14 protein-coding genes are annotated in these 15,400 nt (G+C 63.0%); 10 read left to right on the forward strand and 4 right to left on the reverse strand.

Translation table 11 applies throughout. From position 1 onward, the window contains the following. Positions 1-52 precede the first annotated feature (52 nt). The 4 genes from B2828_RS08285 (at position 53) to B2828_RS08300 (ending at position 4,327) form a co-directional block, all read left to right on the forward strand. Entirely contained in the window at positions 53-928 is an 876-nt protein-coding gene (locus B2828_RS08285; RefSeq protein WP_479633246.1) for a phosphatidate cytidylyltransferase, read from the forward strand. Next, positions 925-2,067: a 1-deoxy-D-xylulose-5-phosphate reductoisomerase gene (locus tag B2828_RS08290; protein ID WP_479633247.1), complete on the forward strand. Its 1,143-nt coding sequence runs from the start codon at positions 925-927 to the stop codon at positions 2,065-2,067. The genes B2828_RS08285 and B2828_RS08290 overlap by 4 nt, the downstream gene beginning before the upstream one ends. 12 nt (positions 2,068-2,079) lie before the next feature. Then, the gene (rseP, locus tag B2828_RS08295; RefSeq protein WP_479633248.1) at positions 2,080-3,489 is read left to right on the forward strand and encodes an RIP metalloprotease RseP; all 1,410 of its coding nucleotides are present in this window, start codon (positions 2,080-2,082) and stop codon (positions 3,487-3,489) included. 76 nt (positions 3,490-3,565) lie between these two features. Next, positions 3,566-4,327, forward strand: coding sequence for a DUF748 domain-containing protein (locus tag B2828_RS08300; RefSeq protein ID WP_479633249.1), 762 nt, complete (start codon positions 3,566-3,568; stop codon positions 4,325-4,327). A 171-nt stretch (positions 4,328-4,498) separates the two neighbouring features. On the opposite strand, the gene B2828_RS08305 is transcribed toward B2828_RS08300, so the two are convergent. Further along, positions 4,499-5,206, reverse strand: coding sequence for a lipoyl protein ligase domain-containing protein (locus B2828_RS08305; protein WP_479633250.1), 708 nt, complete (start codon positions 5,204-5,206; stop codon positions 4,499-4,501). Between the two features lie 52 nt (positions 5,207-5,258). Between B2828_RS08305 and B2828_RS08310 the strand changes: the two genes are divergently transcribed. Further along, a complete protein-coding gene (locus tag B2828_RS08310; protein ID WP_479633251.1) occupies positions 5,259-6,134 on the forward strand; it encodes a ParB/RepB/Spo0J family partition protein in 876 nt (291 codons plus the stop codon). Continuing rightward, on the forward strand, positions 6,088-7,131 hold the full coding sequence (locus tag B2828_RS08315) for a M28 family peptidase (RefSeq protein ID WP_479633252.1): 1,044 nt from the start codon (positions 6,088-6,090) through the stop codon (positions 7,129-7,131). The genes B2828_RS08310 and B2828_RS08315 overlap by 47 nt, the downstream gene beginning before the upstream one ends. Positions 7,132-7,140: 9 nt before the next feature. Here B2828_RS08315 and trpD read toward each other — a convergent pair whose 3' ends face one another. The 3 genes from trpD to B2828_RS08330 all read right to left on the reverse strand — a co-directional run bounded on the left by trpD (position 7,141) and on the right by B2828_RS08330 (position 9,931). Beyond that, complete coding sequence (gene trpD, locus B2828_RS08320; RefSeq protein ID WP_479633253.1) at positions 7,141-8,202, reverse strand: anthranilate phosphoribosyltransferase; 1,062 nt, start codon at positions 8,200-8,202, stop codon at positions 7,141-7,143. A gap of 28 nt (positions 8,203-8,230) precedes the next feature. After that, entirely contained in the window at positions 8,231-9,184 is a 954-nt protein-coding gene (gene bioB / locus B2828_RS08325) for a biotin synthase BioB (protein WP_479633254.1), read from the reverse strand. Between the two features lie 84 nt (positions 9,185-9,268). After that, positions 9,269-9,931 carry a hypothetical protein gene (locus tag B2828_RS08330; protein ID WP_479633255.1) on the reverse strand — a complete coding sequence of 221 codons (663 nt, stop codon included), beginning with the start codon at positions 9,929-9,931 and terminating at the stop codon, positions 9,269-9,271. A gap of 52 nt (positions 9,932-9,983) precedes the next feature. Between B2828_RS08330 and B2828_RS08335 the strand changes: the two genes are divergently transcribed. From B2828_RS08335 to cimA, 4 genes are all read left to right on the forward strand, one after another. After that, positions 9,984-11,195, forward strand: a complete 1,212-nt coding sequence (locus B2828_RS08335; protein ID WP_479633256.1) for a CHASE2 domain-containing protein — start codon at positions 9,984-9,986, stop codon at positions 11,193-11,195. 3 nt (positions 11,196-11,198) lie between these two features. Next, the gene (locus B2828_RS08340) at positions 11,199-12,578 is read left to right on the forward strand and encodes an MBL fold metallo-hydrolase (RefSeq protein WP_479633257.1); all 1,380 of its coding nucleotides are present in this window, start codon (positions 11,199-11,201) and stop codon (positions 12,576-12,578) included. Between the two features lie 48 nt (positions 12,579-12,626). Next, a complete protein-coding gene (locus B2828_RS08345; protein WP_479633258.1) occupies positions 12,627-13,631 on the forward strand; it encodes a magnesium transporter in 1,005 nt (334 codons plus the stop codon). A gap of 76 nt (positions 13,632-13,707) precedes the next feature. Next, positions 13,708-15,279: a citramalate synthase gene (gene cimA, locus B2828_RS08350; RefSeq protein WP_479633259.1), complete on the forward strand. Its 1,572-nt coding sequence runs from the start codon at positions 13,708-13,710 to the stop codon at positions 15,277-15,279. The last annotated feature ends 121 nt before the right edge of the window (positions 15,280-15,400 follow it).

Here is a 15,400-nt window from a genome sequence, read left to right on the forward strand (position 1 = left end):
CGGTTTGATCTTGCCATTATCCGGGCATTCCCGGATTGTCGCCCGGTTTGGCATGACCCAAGTTTTTCTCTCCAGATCAGCCAGCACCCTTGTCCTTTGGACCGTGGTGTTGTGGACCATTTTCTCCGGTTGCGAGCTCGGCTTCTTCCTCATGCTCTCCGCTGTGGGCCTTGCCGGGCTGTGGGAGTACTACAAGATGCTCGACCACAAGGGGCTCCCGAATTTCAAGATGGTCGGGATGATTTGCGGCGCCGTCCTGCTCATCGGCTCCTACCACTACTACAGCACCGCGGGCCCCTCGCAGTCGTATGACTGGGAGATGATCTCGCTGCTCGGCTTCCTCTTCACCGTCTTTACCCGGCAGATGTTCAAGGGCCTGCGCGACGTCTCGCCGCTGCCCACCATGGCCTTCACCCTCTTTGGCCTGATGTACGTCATCTGGATGTTCAACTTCATGAACAAGATCGTCTACACCGTGCCGCGCGCGGAAGACGGCCACGTCATGGGGCAGTTTTACGTCCTTTACCTCATCGTCGTGACGAAATTCAGCGACATGGGGGCCTACCTCACCGGCAGCGTCATCGGCAAGCACAAGATGGTCCCCAACATCAGCCCCAAGAAAACCTGGGAAGGCTTTGCCGGGGCCCTGGCCTTTTCGCTCCTCGGCAGCTACGGCATGTACCTGCTCATGCACCCGCACCACCTCACCCGCCTTACCTGGACCCACGCCACCGTGCTCGGGCTGCTCCTCGGGTTCGCGGCCGTGGTGGGTGACCTGGCGGAGTCTATTCTCAAACGGAGTACGGATACCAAGGACTCGGGCCGGTTTCTTCCCGGAATCGGCGGGGCTCTCGACTTGATCGACAGCCTCCTTTTCACCGCGCCATTGTTATTTTTCTATCTCCGGGTCATCATCAAAGTCGGATGAAAAACGTAGTAGTACTCGGGGCCACCGGCTCCATTGGTCAAAGTTCCGTCAAAGTAGCCCGCGACATTCCCGGCCGCATGCGCATCGTGGGGCTCTCGGCCCACCATAACCTCGCGAAAATGAGCGAGCTGGCGCGCGAATTCCCCGAAGCCGCCCTTTGCTTTACCGACAAGGAAGCGCCCATTCCCGAAGGCCTTGGAGACTGTCGACGCGTCTTTCGCGGCGAAGAGGGCCTCGTGGAACTGGCCACGCTTCCCGAGGCCGACATGGTCCTCATCGCCATCGTCGGCACCGGCGGGCTCAAACCGGCCCTCGCCGCCATCGAAGCCGGGAAAGACCTCGCCATTGCCAGCAAGGAAATCCTCGTCATGGCGGGCGAAGCCGTTATGGAAGCCGCCCGGCGCAAGGGCGTCAAAGTCCTCCCCGTTGACAGCGAGCACAACGCCATTTTCCAATGCCTGGAGGGGCGCGATCCCGCCCACGTCCAGCGCCTCATCCTCACCGCCAGCGGCGGCCCCTTCCGGCAGAGCCCGGCGGAAGCCCTCCGCTCCGTCACCCCGGCCCAGGCGCTCAAGCACCCCACCTGGAGCATGGGGGCAAAAATTACCATCGATAGCGCCACGCTCTTTAACAAGGGGCTGGAAATGATCGAGGCTCGCTGGCTTTTTGACGTCGGCATGGACCGCATCGACGTTGTCGTTCACCCGCAGAGCGTCGTCCACTCCATGGTCGAGTTTATCGACGGCTCCGTACTCGCGCAGTTGAGCCGCTCGGACATGTGCTTCCCGATCCAGTACGCCGTCACCTGGCCCGACCGCGTGGGCAACACCTTGAAGCCGCTCGATTTCGCCCAGCTTTCCAAAATCGAGTTCGAAGCCCCGCGGCCCGACGTCTTCCCGGCCCTCAAGCTGGCCCGCTGGGCGGGGGAAGTGGGCGGAACCCTTCCGGCCGTCCTCAACGCCGCCAACGAAGTGGCCGTCGCCGCGTTCCTTAACGGCAAACTTTCCTTCCCGGGAATCTGGGAAACCGTGGGCTCCGTCATGGAAGAACATGAGGTCATTGCCCGCGCGCCACTCGATGCTATAGTCGAAGCTGACCACTGGGCCCGGCGACGGGCTGCCGAAAAGCTTCCGAGCTAAAAAATTTAACCCATGCCCACCTTGCTACACGTCCTGAACTTCCTTTTCGTCCTGCTGGAAGTCATCGTTCTCTTCAACGCCATCATCATCGTCCACGAGTGGGGCCACTTCCTGGCCGCCCGCTGGCGGGGGCTTAAAATCGAGGAATTCGGCGTCTGGTTTGGCAAGCCGCTCTGGAAAAAAGAGATCGGCGGAGTGGTTTACTCCCTGGGGACCATCCCGGCGGGCGGCTTCGTCAAGCTTCCGCAGCTCGCCCCGATGGACCTCATCGAAGGCGAAACCGACACCCCGCGCGAGACGCTGCCGAAGATCTCCGCCCTCGACAAGATCATCGTCGCCTTTGCCGGGCCGCTCTTTAGCTTCCTTCTGGCCATCGTGCTCGCCTGTGGCGTCTGGTTTGTCGGCAAGCCGGTTTCCGAATTCGAAAAGACCACCACCATCGGCTACGTCGAGCCCGGTTCACCGGCAGAAATCGCCGGGCTGAGGCCGGGCGACAAAATCCTCGAAGTTGACGGCCACAAGGTGAAGCGCTTCCTTGGGATGATCAACAGCGTGAACTGGTTCGTGGTTCGCAGCGAGGGGGAGAAGATCCCCTTCACCATCGAGCGCGAGGGCAAAGTGCTCACCGTGGACTCCGGCTGGACCCTGGAGAAGCGCAAATCATGGCAGCGCGCGGGTTTGCGCGAGGTGCATATCCTTCCCGCCCAGCCGACGCGTATTAAAGAGGTGGAGCCGGGTTCGCCCGCCGCCGAAGCCGGGCTCAAGCCGGGCGACGTCATTTCCGCCGTCAACGGCACGCGCATCTTCACCCCGGGCGTCCTGACAGAGGCCATCACCAAAGCCCCCGGCCAGCCCATCGCCCTCACGATCAACCGCGCCGGAGCCCCGCTCGACTTCACCATCCAGCCCAAGCCGCTCTCCTTCCAGGGCGACGCGCCCAAGCCGCGCATCGGCATCCTGTGGGATTTCGACATCAGCCTTGAGCACCCGACCCCCACCCAGCAGATCGTCGACAGCGTCAGCTCCATCGGGAACATGGTCGGCGCGCTCTTCTCGCCCAAGAGCGGCGTGAAGGCCCAGCATTTCAGCGGTCCGGTAGGCATCGGGCGGCTCTACTACCAGATGTTCGAGGCCGAGCACGGCTGGCGCATGGCCCTGGCCTTCAGCGTATTCCTGAACGTCAACCTGGCGATCCTCAACCTCCTCCCCTTCCCGATCCTCGACGGCGGCCACATCGTCCTGGCCGTGATCGAGACCATCCGGCGCAAACCGGTCAGCCTCCTGGTGTTGGAAAAGATCCAGGGCGTCTGCGGCCTGCTGCTTTTCGCCTTCATCCTTTACGTCACCTTCTTTGATATCCAGGACCTCCCGTGGCGCAGACTGACGAGCCAAAAGGAAGTGCCTGCCGCGGTCGAGAAATAGCGCCATTTCTCGCCCTCTCCCCCGGGCCGTCCAGAGTTTTTCCCCTTAAAACTCCAACAACCCAACCACCCCTGCCATGAAGATTGTACGAAACCTCCTCATCCTAGCGGTCCTGGCGCTGATCGCCTTTCTCGGCGTCGCGTTTTTCTCCCTGAATACGCTGATTAAAAAAGGCGTAGAAAAAGGCGGCCCCCTTGCGCTCAAGGCCGAAACCCGCCTGGAGAGCGCCGATATCCTCCCCTTCACCGGCAGCGGCAAGCTTAGTGGCCTCTTTGTCGGCAATCCCGAGGGCTTTAAAACGCCCTACGCCCTCAAAGTCGGGCAAATTCACGTCCAGGCCGACCTGGCCTCCGTCAAGACCGATACCATCGTGATCCAGAGCGTCCGGATTGAATCCCCGGACATCTTTATCGAAGGCGGCCTCAAGGAAAAAAACAACCTGAGCGCCCTTCGCAAGAACATCGCGGACTTTGGCAGCGCCAAAACCCAGGCCAAGGCCGACCCCGCCACGGAGAGCCCGAAACAACCGGCCAAACCTGGCAAAAAAGTCATCGTAAAAGACCTCGTCATCACCGGGGCCAAAGTCCACTGGGTTTCCTCGCTGACCCTCGGCCAGGAGGTGCTCCTCCCGCTGCCCGACATTCACCTCACGAACCTCGGCGAAGACAAACAAGGCCTCACCTGGAGCCAACTCTCCAACGTCGTTGTGGACGCGATCTTCAACGCCGCCGGATCGGTTTCAGCGGAGAACCTCAACAAAGCCGTTAACCAGCTCAAAGAAAAGGGCTTGGAAAACCTCAATAAAGCTGCCGACGGCTTGAAGGGGCTGCTGAAGTAGGCCCTAAGCCGAAAATAGGAGTCCTAGAAAAAAGGCAGAGGGCTCACGCAAAGACGCAAAGGCGCAAAGAAAGGCAGGACGCTTTGCGCCTTTGCGCCTTTGCGTGAGTATCAATATCCCTGTCTTTTTTCATGCCGCGTGGAGCCCCCTCTGCGGGGAATGAGGCCCCTCCTAAAACTTCCGGTTCCACGCGTCGGTGGCGTAGCGGGTGGCGGAGAGCGCTTCCGCCGCCGCCAGTTCGTCTGCGCCGAGCGGGCGGGCGATCACCGTTTTCGCCAGCATTCCGGCGAGATGCGCGGCCAGGCCCTGCGGGATCTCCGTGGCCTGCACGCTCCCCTGGTGGAGCATCCCGAAGCGTGAGCGGCGTTGGGCGGCTCCGGCGATTTTGTGGTCGCCCGCGAGCAGATCGTACTGCGCCGGGTTCTCAAAGCAGGCCTGGGAAATTTTTGGCGCGGCCTGGGGCGTCACGCGGGCCTGGACGCCGCCCGTGCGCATCGCCGCCCCGAGGAGTTCGTGAATCACCCGGTAGGACTCCGCTGTGGCCACCAGCGCGAAGGGGTGCGCCCGCGGCACGATGAGCGAGTACGTCCAGTCCTCCCCGTGGGGCACCACGCCGCCGCCCGTCCAGCGGCGCACGCGGTCGCGCTCCGGGTACTGCGTCGCCACCGGCTCCCAGCGCTCGAAATAGCCGTAAGTCACCGCCAGCCCTTGCCAGCCGTAGACCCGCAGAATGGGCCGCTGAGCGGATTTTAGGAGCACCTCGTCCACCGCCATATTCACCGGGGCGGGGTGGGCCGGGGTGGCCTGTTCGTCGATCAGTTCAATTTCGTCAAAAATCACCCCGCCAGAGTGCCATGACGGGCATAAAATTGCGAACATCCCTTTTTTGCCCATTGGCATTGGCGCCGGCCGGTGGCATAATCGCCGTCTTATGTCCAAAGTCGCTCTCGGAAAAGGTCTCGGAGCCCTCATTCAGCCCCGGGTGGCCACCCCCCAGCCTGAGCCCGGTGAGCGGGTCCAGAAAATCCCCACTTCCGAAATCGTCGCAAGCCCGTTTCAGCCCCGCTCCGAATTCCGGGGCGAGCGCCTCTCGGAATTGGTCGAGTCGATCCGCGAGCACGGCATCATCCAGCCCCTCATCGTCCGGAAGCGAGATAACAAATACGAGCTCATCGCCGGGGAACGCCGTTGGCGCGCCGCCGAGCAGCTCGGGCTCAAGGAAGCGCCCGTGATCGTCCGCGAGGCCAAGGACCAGGAAGTGCTTGAACTGGCCTTGATCGAAAACATCCAGCGCGAGGACCTTAACCCCATCGAAGAAGCCATCGCCTACCAGCGCCTTTCCAAGGAATTCGGCCTCAAGCAGGACGACATCGCCCAGAAGGTTGGCAAGAGCCGCGCGGCCATCGCCAACACCATGCGCCTGCTCGAGCTGGCCCCCTCCGTCCAGAGCTGGCTGACCCAGGGCCGCGTCTCCGTGGGCCATGCCAAGGTCCTCCTCGGAGCCAAGACCCACGAAGAGCAGACCCTCTTGGCCGACGCCATTTTGCGCGGGAACCTGACCGTTCGCGCCACGGAGAAGCTCCTCGCCAGCCACCTGGCCCAGCAGAACAATCCCCGGACCCGCGCCGCCTCCGCCGCCCCGAGCGTTCCCCCCGCTGTAACCCACCTCCAGAACCGCTTACAGCAACATCTTTCGACCCACGTGGTAATCTCGCACGGCGAAAAGCGCGGCAAAATCGAAATTGAATATTATGGGAACGATGACTTGCAGCGCCTCCTCACGCTTTTTGGCATGGCTGAAGAATAGCCACTTCACGCCGTCCCACCGGCCGGTCCTTTACCTCACTCTTTTCCTTCTCCTTTTCTGCGGCGCTCCGGGTTGCAAACGGCACTCCGGCGCGGAAACCAGCGCTTCCGCCACTCCGGCGGGAACGCCGCCCGCGCAGATCTGGAAGGAATTTTCTGCCGACAAAGCCTTCGCTCACGTCAAAGCCCAGGTTGACATCGGGCCGCGCCCCTCGGGCTCCGCTGAACTGGAGAAAGCCCGCGCCCTCATCGTAGCCGAGCTGCAACGCAACGGCTGGAAGGTGGAGCGGCAGGAATTCACCGACACGACCCCGCGCGGCCCGGTCAAGTTCGTCAACCTGATCGCCCGCTACGGCGGCAGCAGCCAGACGCAGCAGTTCATCATCTGCTCGCACTACGACACGAAGATTTTCGACACGATCCACTTTGTCGGCGCCAGCGACGGCGCTTCGAGCAGTGGCGCGCTCCTGGAGCTTTCCCGCGTGCTGGCCCTCGATCCCTCCCTCGCCCGGCGCGTGGAGCTGGTCTTTTTCGATGGCGAAGAAGCCGTGGTGCAGTACAGCCAGAGCAACGGGGTCCTGACGGACGGCCTTTACGGCAGCCGCCATTACGCCAAGGACCTGGCCGTCTCGGGCCGCGCCAAGCAGTTCCGGGCCGGGATTTTGTGGGACATGATCGGCAACAGCCGCCTCAATATCACCCTTTCGCCCGATTCGCCCGCGGTGCTCATGCAGGGCATCCTGGCCTCGGCGGATCAGTTGAAGGAGCGCCGGGCGTTCTCGGTGTTTGACCGGACGATCCTGGACGATCACTCGCCGCTTAACGAGGTGGGCATCCCGACGCTCGATTTGATCGGCTTCGACTACCCGTACTGGCACACCGCTGACGACACCCTCGACAAACTCAGCCCCGATAGCCTGGAAACCGTCGGTGCCGTGACGCTCCATTGGCTCAAAGCCACGGTCAGCCAGCCGGATAAGAAATACGTGGGGCAGTAGGGGCGGGCGTTACTTTGCCCGGAAGTCCCGCAGCGCCTTGAGCTTCTCCAGGGCCTTGCCGGAGTCGATCAGCTCCATGCCGAGCGCGAGCCCGGTTTCGAGATCCGGCGCGACGCGGGTGATGACAAACCCGGCGGCGGCATTGAGCAGCACGATGTCGCGCTTGGGGCCCGGCTTGCCGCCGAGGACGTCGCGCAAAATGGTCGCGTTAGTCCCGGCGTCGCCACCTTTGAGCGCCGAGAGGGGCGCTTTCTGGAAGCCGAGCACTTCCGGGTCGACTGAAAAGGAGTGAATTTCCCCGGCGGTCACTGAGCAGACTTCCGTGAGCCCCAGGGTGGACATTTCATCCATGCCGAGGCCGTGACCCGCGTTGCCGTGGACTGCCCAGGCGTGTTTGCGCCCGAGATGCCGCAGCACTCCGCCGAATTTCGGCAGCGCGGCGGGGGTGAAGACGCCCACGAGCTGGTAGTCGGGCCGGGCGGGGTTCAGGATCGGGCCCAGGAGGTTGAAAATGGTCGGTACGCCTTGCTGCCCCAGCGTTTTGCGAACGGGCGCGATGGCCTTGAAGGCCGGGTGGTAGTGCGGGGCGAACATGAAGCCGCAGCCGACCGTTTCCACGCAGCGCTTGAACTCCGCCGGGGGCAGATCGATGCGGATGCCGAGCGACTCCAGCACGTCCGCGCCGCCGCATTTGGAGGTGATGCTCCGGTTGCCGTGCTTGACCACGCAGACGCCGCCCGCGGCCATGACGAACATTGCCGTGGTCGAGACGTTGAACATTTCCAGCTTATCGCCGCCCGTGCCGCAGCAGTCGAGCAACGGGCCGGGAAGGGAGGCCGGGGCGAGCCCGGGATTGACGGCACGCGCCAGGAACGCCTCGGCAAAGCCGCTGATTTCGGCATCCGTCTCCCCTTTTTCGTTCAGGAAACGGAGAAAATCCGCCTTGAGCGCCTGGTCCCCCTCCGGATCGAGAAGATAGGCCACGGCCCCCTCGATCGCCTCGGGCGAGAGGTGGTTGCGGGCTTTGACGGCGGCGATCCATGCCGCCATGGACTCAGACGAAGCACTCATGGTGTTTGGGGTTTCCGAGGTGGGTGGCCTAGAGCGCCATGCTCTCGTGCGGCTTTTGTGCCCGGAGGTTGAGCTCTTCGAGCAGCTCGCTGTCGGCGTGCGAATCGGCGTTGTCGCTGGTCAGCAGGCGCTCGCCGTAGAAGATCGAGTTGGCCCCGGCGTAGAAAGCAAAGGCCTGGGCCTCGCGGGTGAGCAGGCTGCGGCCCGCCGAGAGGCGCACCTTGGCCTTAGGGAAGGCGATGCGCGTCGTGGCGATGAGGCGCAGCAGCTCGAAAATATCCACCGGCGGCAGGCCTTCGAGCTTCGTTCCGGGCTGGGGAATGAGGCAGTTGATCGGGACGCTCTCCGGGGGCGGGTTGAAGTTGGAGAGCACCTCCAGCATTTTCAGGCGGTCGAGCTCCGTTTCGCCCATGCCGATGATGCCGCCGCAGCAGACGCTCATCCCTTCGGCCTGCACCGCCTGGATGGTGTTGAGGCGGTCCTCGAAGGTGTGGGAGGTGGTGATTTTGGAGTAAAACTCGGGCGAGGTGTCGATGTTGTGGTTGTAGGAGGTCACCCCGGCCTCGCGCAGTTTGCGGGCTTCGGTGGGGGTCAGGTCGCCGAGGGTCACGCAGACCTCGATGCCGAGCGCCGCCACGCCCCGGATGATTTCGAGGACCTGTTCAAAGCGTTTTTCGCCGTCGCGCACGCCGCGCCAGGCTGCGCCCATACAGAAACGCGAGGCGCCAACGGCCACGGCTTCCTTGGCTTTACAGAGCACTAAGTCCTTCTCCATCAACGGCATGACGGGGAGCTTGCCGCCGTTGCGGGCGCTCTGGGAGCAGTAGCCGCAATCCTCTGAGCAGCCGCCGGTCTTGATCGAGAGAAGCGAGCAGAGTTGAACCTGGTCGGCTTTCCAATGCCGCAGGTAAACTTCGCGGGACTGCTGGACGAGTTGGAAGAAAGGCTGTTCGTAGATGCGTTGAAGCTCGGCAAGTTTCATGAGTGAAATGCTGAGCGTAGGGCATCCGGCCCCTTATGGCAAGGCCGAGGACCCTGCCGGGGGCCTCGGCTGGAGGTCAGCCTGCTAGAAGAGTCCCGGCAGCCACATCTCGTTCTTGGGCTTCTCCTGCACGGTTTCCTGATCGGCGAAAAGCTCTTCCAGACGGGTGATGAGCTTGAGGGCGGCGGCTTCGGAGCGGCTCTTGGTGGCCAGTTTTTTAAGCCGGTTGAGGCAGCTCTGGGCCGGGTCCGGGGCGGGCGTCCTCTGGCTGGCGGGGGTCAGCGCGCGGCGGATGAACTGCGCGGTGAGCGGCTGGTCTCCGGCTTTTTTTAAGACGGCTCTCCACTTTTTGACCCGCTCCTGTGGCGAGCGCCAGCGGCGCAGTTCCCGGGCTTGAGCCTCGTTCTGCGGCAGGGAGGGGATGTCGCCGATGGAGGAGAGATCGGCCATGACCTGTGCGCTGTCGATGAGCTCATAGGCGCGGGGACGGCTCAGGGCGAGGACCGATTTGACGTATTCCCCGAAGCTGGGGTGCGTCCGGCGGTACAGGCGGGCGTCGCGAATCTCCATGAGGGCCTTGCCGACTGCGACAAAGGTTCCCATGCCCTCGCGGATGGTTTTTTCGCAGACCTCCAGACGACGTAGCTCCTCCTCCGAAAGCTCGTTTACGGAGGGAACAACTTCGAATTGGGGAGTTTGGATGGCCGTGGCTTCGTCCGGCCCTTTAATGGCGGTGTGATTGCCCATTGCCTCCTGCATATCACGGAATTCCCGGGAAGGGAAGTTCCTGCTTTCCCCGATGGAATTTTCGCCTTATGCTCAGGCTCTTACGATGCATTGTAGCACCCGGCAGTTCCTTTTTATCAGTGTTTTGGTTGGTTTCGTCCTCATGCACGAAACGCGCACGGAGCCCTTCGACAAAGCGGAGGGGGCGTTCGCTTCGTGGCTGGAGGCCTATTCTCCCCGGCCCAGCCCGGCTCCGCTCGCCGTGGTCCGGATCTCGGACGAGGACCTGAAAAACTCCCAGTGGCCCTGGCAGCCCGTCGATTATTCCCTTTTTCTAAATGCCGCGCTCCCGTTTCATCCGTCCGTTTTGGGCATCGAGCCGGTGCTCGCCTGGGATAAGGCCGATGGGGTCGAGACGCTCCACCACAAGGCGCTAAGCACGCCCAAGCTGCTCCTTGCCGCCGAGCTCGGCTCGCTCGAGGACCCGGCGCTCGTGCCTCCGATGCAGGAGGTGCCCGTGCTGCGCCATGTCGAGGGAAGCGTTTCGGCGATTGACGAATACCAGCTCGTTTCCGCCCAGCCGGGGGAGGATCTGCGCCACTCGGCTGCGGTTGGGTTCTTTGGCCCGGTGGGCAACCGACCGATTACCCGCGTGCCGCTGCTTTACCGTTACCACGGCGAGGTGGTCCCGTCCTTCGTGCTCCAGGCCGCCATGCTCTGGTATGGCGTGAGCGCCGAGGAGGTGCGGGTGGTGCCCGGTTCGTATGTGGAGCTAGGGAAAGCCGCCCGCGTGCCGATCGACGCCGATGGCACCATGGCCGTGAACTTTACGATCCCCACCGCCGCCTTCTCCTACCCGGATCTGCTCCTTTCCGCCGAGCAGCTGCAAACGGGCCACGAGACGGCCATCCCAGCCGGGCAACTCAAAGATTCGCTGATTTTGCTGACCCGCGTGGACCAGGAAGCGCGCAAGCTCCCGCTCGCCAACGGCAAGCAGAGTTCGCGCGGTGAACTGGCCGCCGCGGCCATTGCCACGATCCAGCAGCAGCGTTACGCGGGGGCGGCTCCGGTCGTCGTGTCCGTGGCGGTGCTGGCATTTTTCCTCGGCGTCGGCTGGGCGATGAGCCGGGTGCGTAAATTTCCGGCCACGGTCATTTGCGTTGGCGCGTTGGCGCTTTATGTTTTGGTCTCCCTGGGCATCTTCGCCTCCTGGCAGATAGCGCTGCCTTTCGGGCTCCCCGTGGGGATGTCTTTGTTCCTGCTCCTTTTCCGCCAATTCGAATAGATCATGCAATTCACGAACCACACCCGCCGGGCCGAGATCGGCGCCAATTGTTACTCTTTGGAGGCGGCGGGAAAGCGGATCGTGCTGGATTGCGGAATGCACCCGCGCCTGGAGGGGCTCGAAGCGCTGCCCGAGCTGGAAGCGCTCCCTGACGACAGCGTGGATGCCGTGATCCTTTCCCATGCCCACCAGGATCACCTCGGGGCCATGCCCGTCCTGATGCGCCGCCATCCGCGGGCCCCGCTTTTCGCGACCGATGCCACCCGGCAGGTCGGCGACGTGATGCTGCATAACTCAGTCAACGTCATGCTGCGCATCCGCGAAGAGCAAGGGGTGACGTCCTACCCGCTTTTTACCCACCGCGAGGCCGACAACACCATCAAACGCTGCCAGCCGGTGCCGCTGCACCAGCGCTGGAGCCTGGAGGGGGAGCGGCTTGGCTTTAAAGAAGAGTCGCCCTTCAGCTTCGAGTTTTTCGATGCCGGGCATATCCTCGGCTCCGCCGGGGTGCTCATCCGCGCCGAGGGGAAAACGATCTTTTACACTGGCGACGTCAATTTCGAGGACCAGACCATCTCCGCTGCCGCCCGCTTCCCCAAGGAGGGCGTGGACATCCTCGTGCTGGAGACCACGCGGGGCGACAGCCCGCTGGCCCCCGGGTTTACGCGGGCGTGTGAAGTGACCCGCTTTAGCCAGGCCATCTTGGAGGGGCTGGCCCGGGGCGGCTCGATCCTGGTCCCCGTTTTCGCGCTCGGCAAGACGCAGGAACTCCTCGGGATTTTTGCCGAAATGCAGCGCGTGGGCGAGCTGGCCAAGGGCATCCCCATCTACATCGGCGGCCTCAGCGCCAAGCTGACCGAGCTTTACGACAAACTGGCGGGCCAGACCTGTCGGCTCGAACCGTGCCTGCAACTCCTCGACACCGTGGCCCCGTTCGTAGTTGGCGGCGCGGATATCGAGACGATCCCCGTGAAGCCCGGCCGCATCTATGCCTTCACCAGCGGCATGATGACCGAGAACACCCTCTCCAACCTTTTCGCCACCCGCTTCATCAGCGACCCGGCCAATTCGCTCTACTTCGTGGGCTATGCCGATCCGGAATCCCCCGGCGGCAAAATCCGCCACCTCAATCCGGGCGACCCGGTGCGGCTTGATTCCCGGCACAAAGAGCAGACGCTCGCCTGCCGCGTGGAGACCTTCAACTTCAGCGCCCACGCCTCGCGCGAGAGCATCCGCGCGTGGGTCAACGAAGTGAAGCCGAAGAAAATCGTGCTGGTCCACGGCGACGCCCCCGCGCTCGAATGGTTCCGGGAAACCCTGGCCACCGACCTGCCCGGAACGGAAGTCGTCGTCTCGGTGCCGGGCGTGCCGCTCGATTTGTAGGGGTTTGTAAGGCTTTGCGAATGCGGGGAAAAAGGGTAATTTTTCGTTGTGACGAGCGCTCAGCAAAAACGGTTTGAAGAACCGATCTTAAATCATATCCGGCGTGATTTCGGATTATTGCGCCAGGAATGGACCGTCCAGCAAACGCTCGACCACCTTCGCCAGCTCGACGTCGGCGACAAGATCATCTACTTCTACGTCGCGGGCGAGGACGACAAGCTGATGGGCGTCGTCCCCACGCGCAAGCTGCTCCTCTCCCATGCCGATGAAAAGCTCGGCGACATCATGATCCGCCGTGTCGTGGCGATTCCCAAGACCGCCACGGTGTTCGACGCCTGCGAGTTCTTCGTCCTGCACAAATTCTTTGCCCTGCCGGTCGTTGATGAACAGCGCCGCATCCTGGGCGTGGTGGAGATCAACCTCGTTACCGAAGAGGTGCTGGAGGGGGACAATGCCGCCGAGCCGCAGCAGGGGCCGCCGGACGACGTCTTTGAGCTTCTTGGCTTTCACCTCGCGCAAGCCCGCAACGCCGGGCCGCTGATGTCCTTCCGCTACCGCTTTCCCTGGCTCGTGGCGACGATCCTCAGCGGCACCCTTTGCGCGGTCATCACGGGGCTTTTTGAGGAGACCCTGGCCGAATTGCTCGTCCTTGCCTTTTTCCTGCCGCTGGTCCTCGGCATGGGGGAGAGCGTCAGCATGCAGTCGATGACCCTTTCCATCCAAAACCTTCGCGCCAACCGGCCCACGCTTAAGTGGTACCTCTCGGCGCTGCGGCGCGAGGCGGCCACGGCCACGCTGCTCGGGCTGGCGTGCGGGTTCGCGGTTTTCCTGATCATCTGGGGTTGGCGGGGCGCCCCCGGAGCCGGGGCGGCCATCGGGGCCAGCATCTTGCTCTCGTTTGAGACGGCCTGCCTGCTGGGCTTGAGCGTCCCCTCGCTGCTCCACGCCCTAAAGCTCGACCCGAAGATCGCCGCCGGGCCGATCACGCTCGCCGTCGCCGACGTTGCCACGCTCGTCTTCTACTTCGGCGTGGCGGCGATTGTGCTGCGATAGCCTTTCCGAAGGCCGCTGGACACCCGCCCTCGGCTGGGTTAAGCTGTCCATCCTTTTCGTTCAAAACCCACCATCTATGAATAAGCCCCAGGTTACGATCTACGACACCACCCTTCGCGACGGTACGCAAGGGACTGGCATTTCGTTTAGCGTCCTGGATAAGATTCGCGTGGCAGAGAAGCTCGACGGCTTCGGCGTGCATTACATCGAAGGCGGCTGGCCGGGGTCCAACCCGAAGGATGCCGAGTTCTTCATGCAGGCTGCCAAGCGGACCTGGAAAAGCGCCAAAATCGCCGCCTTCGGCAGCACCCGGCGCGCGCATATCAAGGTGGAGAAAGACCCTCAGGTCCAGGCCCTCCTCGACGCGGAAACGCCCGTCATCGCGATCGTCGGCAAGAGCTCGCTTTTGCACGTTCGCGAGGTCCTCAACGTCACGCCGGAGGAAAACCGGGCCATGATCCGCGAGACCGTGGCTTACCTCAAAGCCCACGGCCGCGAGGTCTGCCTCGATGCCGAGCATTTCTTTGACGGTTACAAAGAGGATGCCGAACACGCCCTTGCCGCGCTCCACGCCGCCGTGGAGGGGGGCGTCGATATCCTCGTCCTCTGCGATACCAACGGCGGCACCCTGCCGGAGGAAGTGGAGCGCATCACGCGCGACGTCGTTGCCAAAACCAACCGCCCCGTTGGCATCCATACGCATGACGACTGCGGCCTCGGCGTGGCCAATGCGCTCGCCGCCGTCCGGGCCGGAGCGGTGCAGGTCCAGGGGACCTTCAACGGCTACGGCGAACGCGTCGGTAACTGTAACCTGACGACCCTTATCCCGAATTTGCAGCTCAAAGCGGGCATCCCCATGGTGCCCGACCTGACCCGCCTGCGCGAGGTCTCCCTCTTCGTCGACGGCGTGGCCAATAGCCAGCACTCCCTTCGCGCCCCGTACGTCGGCGCCACGGCCTTTGCCCACAAGGGGGGCATCCACGTCAACGCCGTCCAAAAGCTAGCCCGCAGCTACGAGCACATCCGGCCCGAGGAGGTCGGCAATACGCAGAACATCCTGGTTTCCGAGCTTTCTGGCCAGAGCAACGTGCTCCTCAAGGCCGAGGCGCTGGGCATCCACCTGGAAAAAGGTTCGCCCGAGGTGCATAAAATCCTCCAGGAGATCAAGCGCCGCGAATCGCTCGGTTACGAGTTCGAAGCCGCCGACGGATCGTTTGATTTGCTTATCCGCAAAACGCTTCAGCCGCCCACGGCCCCGTTCTTCGAGCTGCTGGAGTACCACTGCACGTTCCGCCGCTTCGGGCCGAGCTTCCGCAGCCACGATACCTGCGAGGCCACCGTCAAGCTGCTCGTCAACGGCGAGCGGGTCTACACCGTGGACGAAGGGGACGGCCCCGTGAACGCACTCGACGCCGCGTTGCGCAAATCGCTGCGCCCGTTCTACCCGCAGATCGACGAAATCGCCCTTGAGGATTACAAAGTGCGCATCCTCGACAGCCGCGGAGGCACGGCCGCCCGTACCCGCGTCCTCATCACGTTCACCGATGGCAAAAACGACTGGGGTACGGTCGGCGTCTCGGGCAACGTCATCGAGGCAAGCTGGCTCGCGCTCGTTGATGCGATTGAATACAAGCTGCTTACCGCGTAGTCTCGGGGCGTAATCCCGGCTCCGTCCCGCCGGAACGCCAGAAAATAAGAAGCCCGAAGCTCTCCCTCGTGGGAGTCGCCTCGGGCTGCTTTGCGCGAGTGTAGATCAACGCAAAGAAACC

The organism is Spartobacteria bacterium UBA695 (genome assembly GCA_002298145.1).
Lineage (GTDB): Bacteria > Verrucomicrobiota > Verrucomicrobiia > Chthoniobacterales > Chthoniobacteraceae > UBA695.

What these genes read in the sequence shown, in the direction of transcription:
- bioB (WP_479633254.1), bottom strand. Translation starts at nt 9,184, where the DNA reads ATGAAACTTGCCGAGCTTCAACGCATCTACGAACAGCCTTTCTTCCAA.
- B2828_RS08310 (WP_479633251.1), top strand. Translation starts at nt 5,259, where the DNA reads ATGTCCAAAGTCGCTCTCGGAAAAGGTCTCGGAGCCCTCATTCAGCCC.
- B2828_RS08300 (WP_479633249.1), top strand. Translation starts at nt 3,566, where the DNA reads ATGAAGATTGTACGAAACCTCCTCATCCTAGCGGTCCTGGCGCTGATC.
- B2828_RS08340 (WP_479633257.1), top strand. Translation starts at nt 11,199, where the DNA reads ATGCAATTCACGAACCACACCCGCCGGGCCGAGATCGGCGCCAATTGT.
- B2828_RS08335 (WP_479633256.1), top strand. Translation starts at nt 9,984, where the DNA reads ATGGAATTTTCGCCTTATGCTCAGGCTCTTACGATGCATTGTAGCACC.
- B2828_RS08315 (WP_479633252.1), top strand. Translation starts at nt 6,088, where the DNA reads ATGACTTGCAGCGCCTCCTCACGCTTTTTGGCATGGCTGAAGAATAGC.
- rseP (WP_479633248.1), top strand. Translation starts at nt 2,080, where the DNA reads ATGCCCACCTTGCTACACGTCCTGAACTTCCTTTTCGTCCTGCTGGAA.
- B2828_RS08285 (WP_479633246.1), top strand. Translation starts at nt 53, where the DNA reads ATGACCCAAGTTTTTCTCTCCAGATCAGCCAGCACCCTTGTCCTTTGG.
- B2828_RS08305 (WP_479633250.1), bottom strand. Translation starts at nt 5,206, where the DNA reads ATGTTCGCAATTTTATGCCCGTCATGGCACTCTGGCGGGGTGATTTTT.
- B2828_RS08330 (WP_479633255.1), bottom strand. Translation starts at nt 9,931, where the DNA reads ATGGGCAATCACACCGCCATTAAAGGGCCGGACGAAGCCACGGCCATC.
- cimA (WP_479633259.1), top strand. Translation starts at nt 13,708, where the DNA reads ATGAATAAGCCCCAGGTTACGATCTACGACACCACCCTTCGCGACGGT.
- trpD (WP_479633253.1), bottom strand. Translation starts at nt 8,202, where the DNA reads ATGAGTGCTTCGTCTGAGTCCATGGCGGCATGGATCGCCGCCGTCAAA.
- B2828_RS08290 (WP_479633247.1), top strand. Translation starts at nt 925, where the DNA reads ATGAAAAACGTAGTAGTACTCGGGGCCACCGGCTCCATTGGTCAAAGT.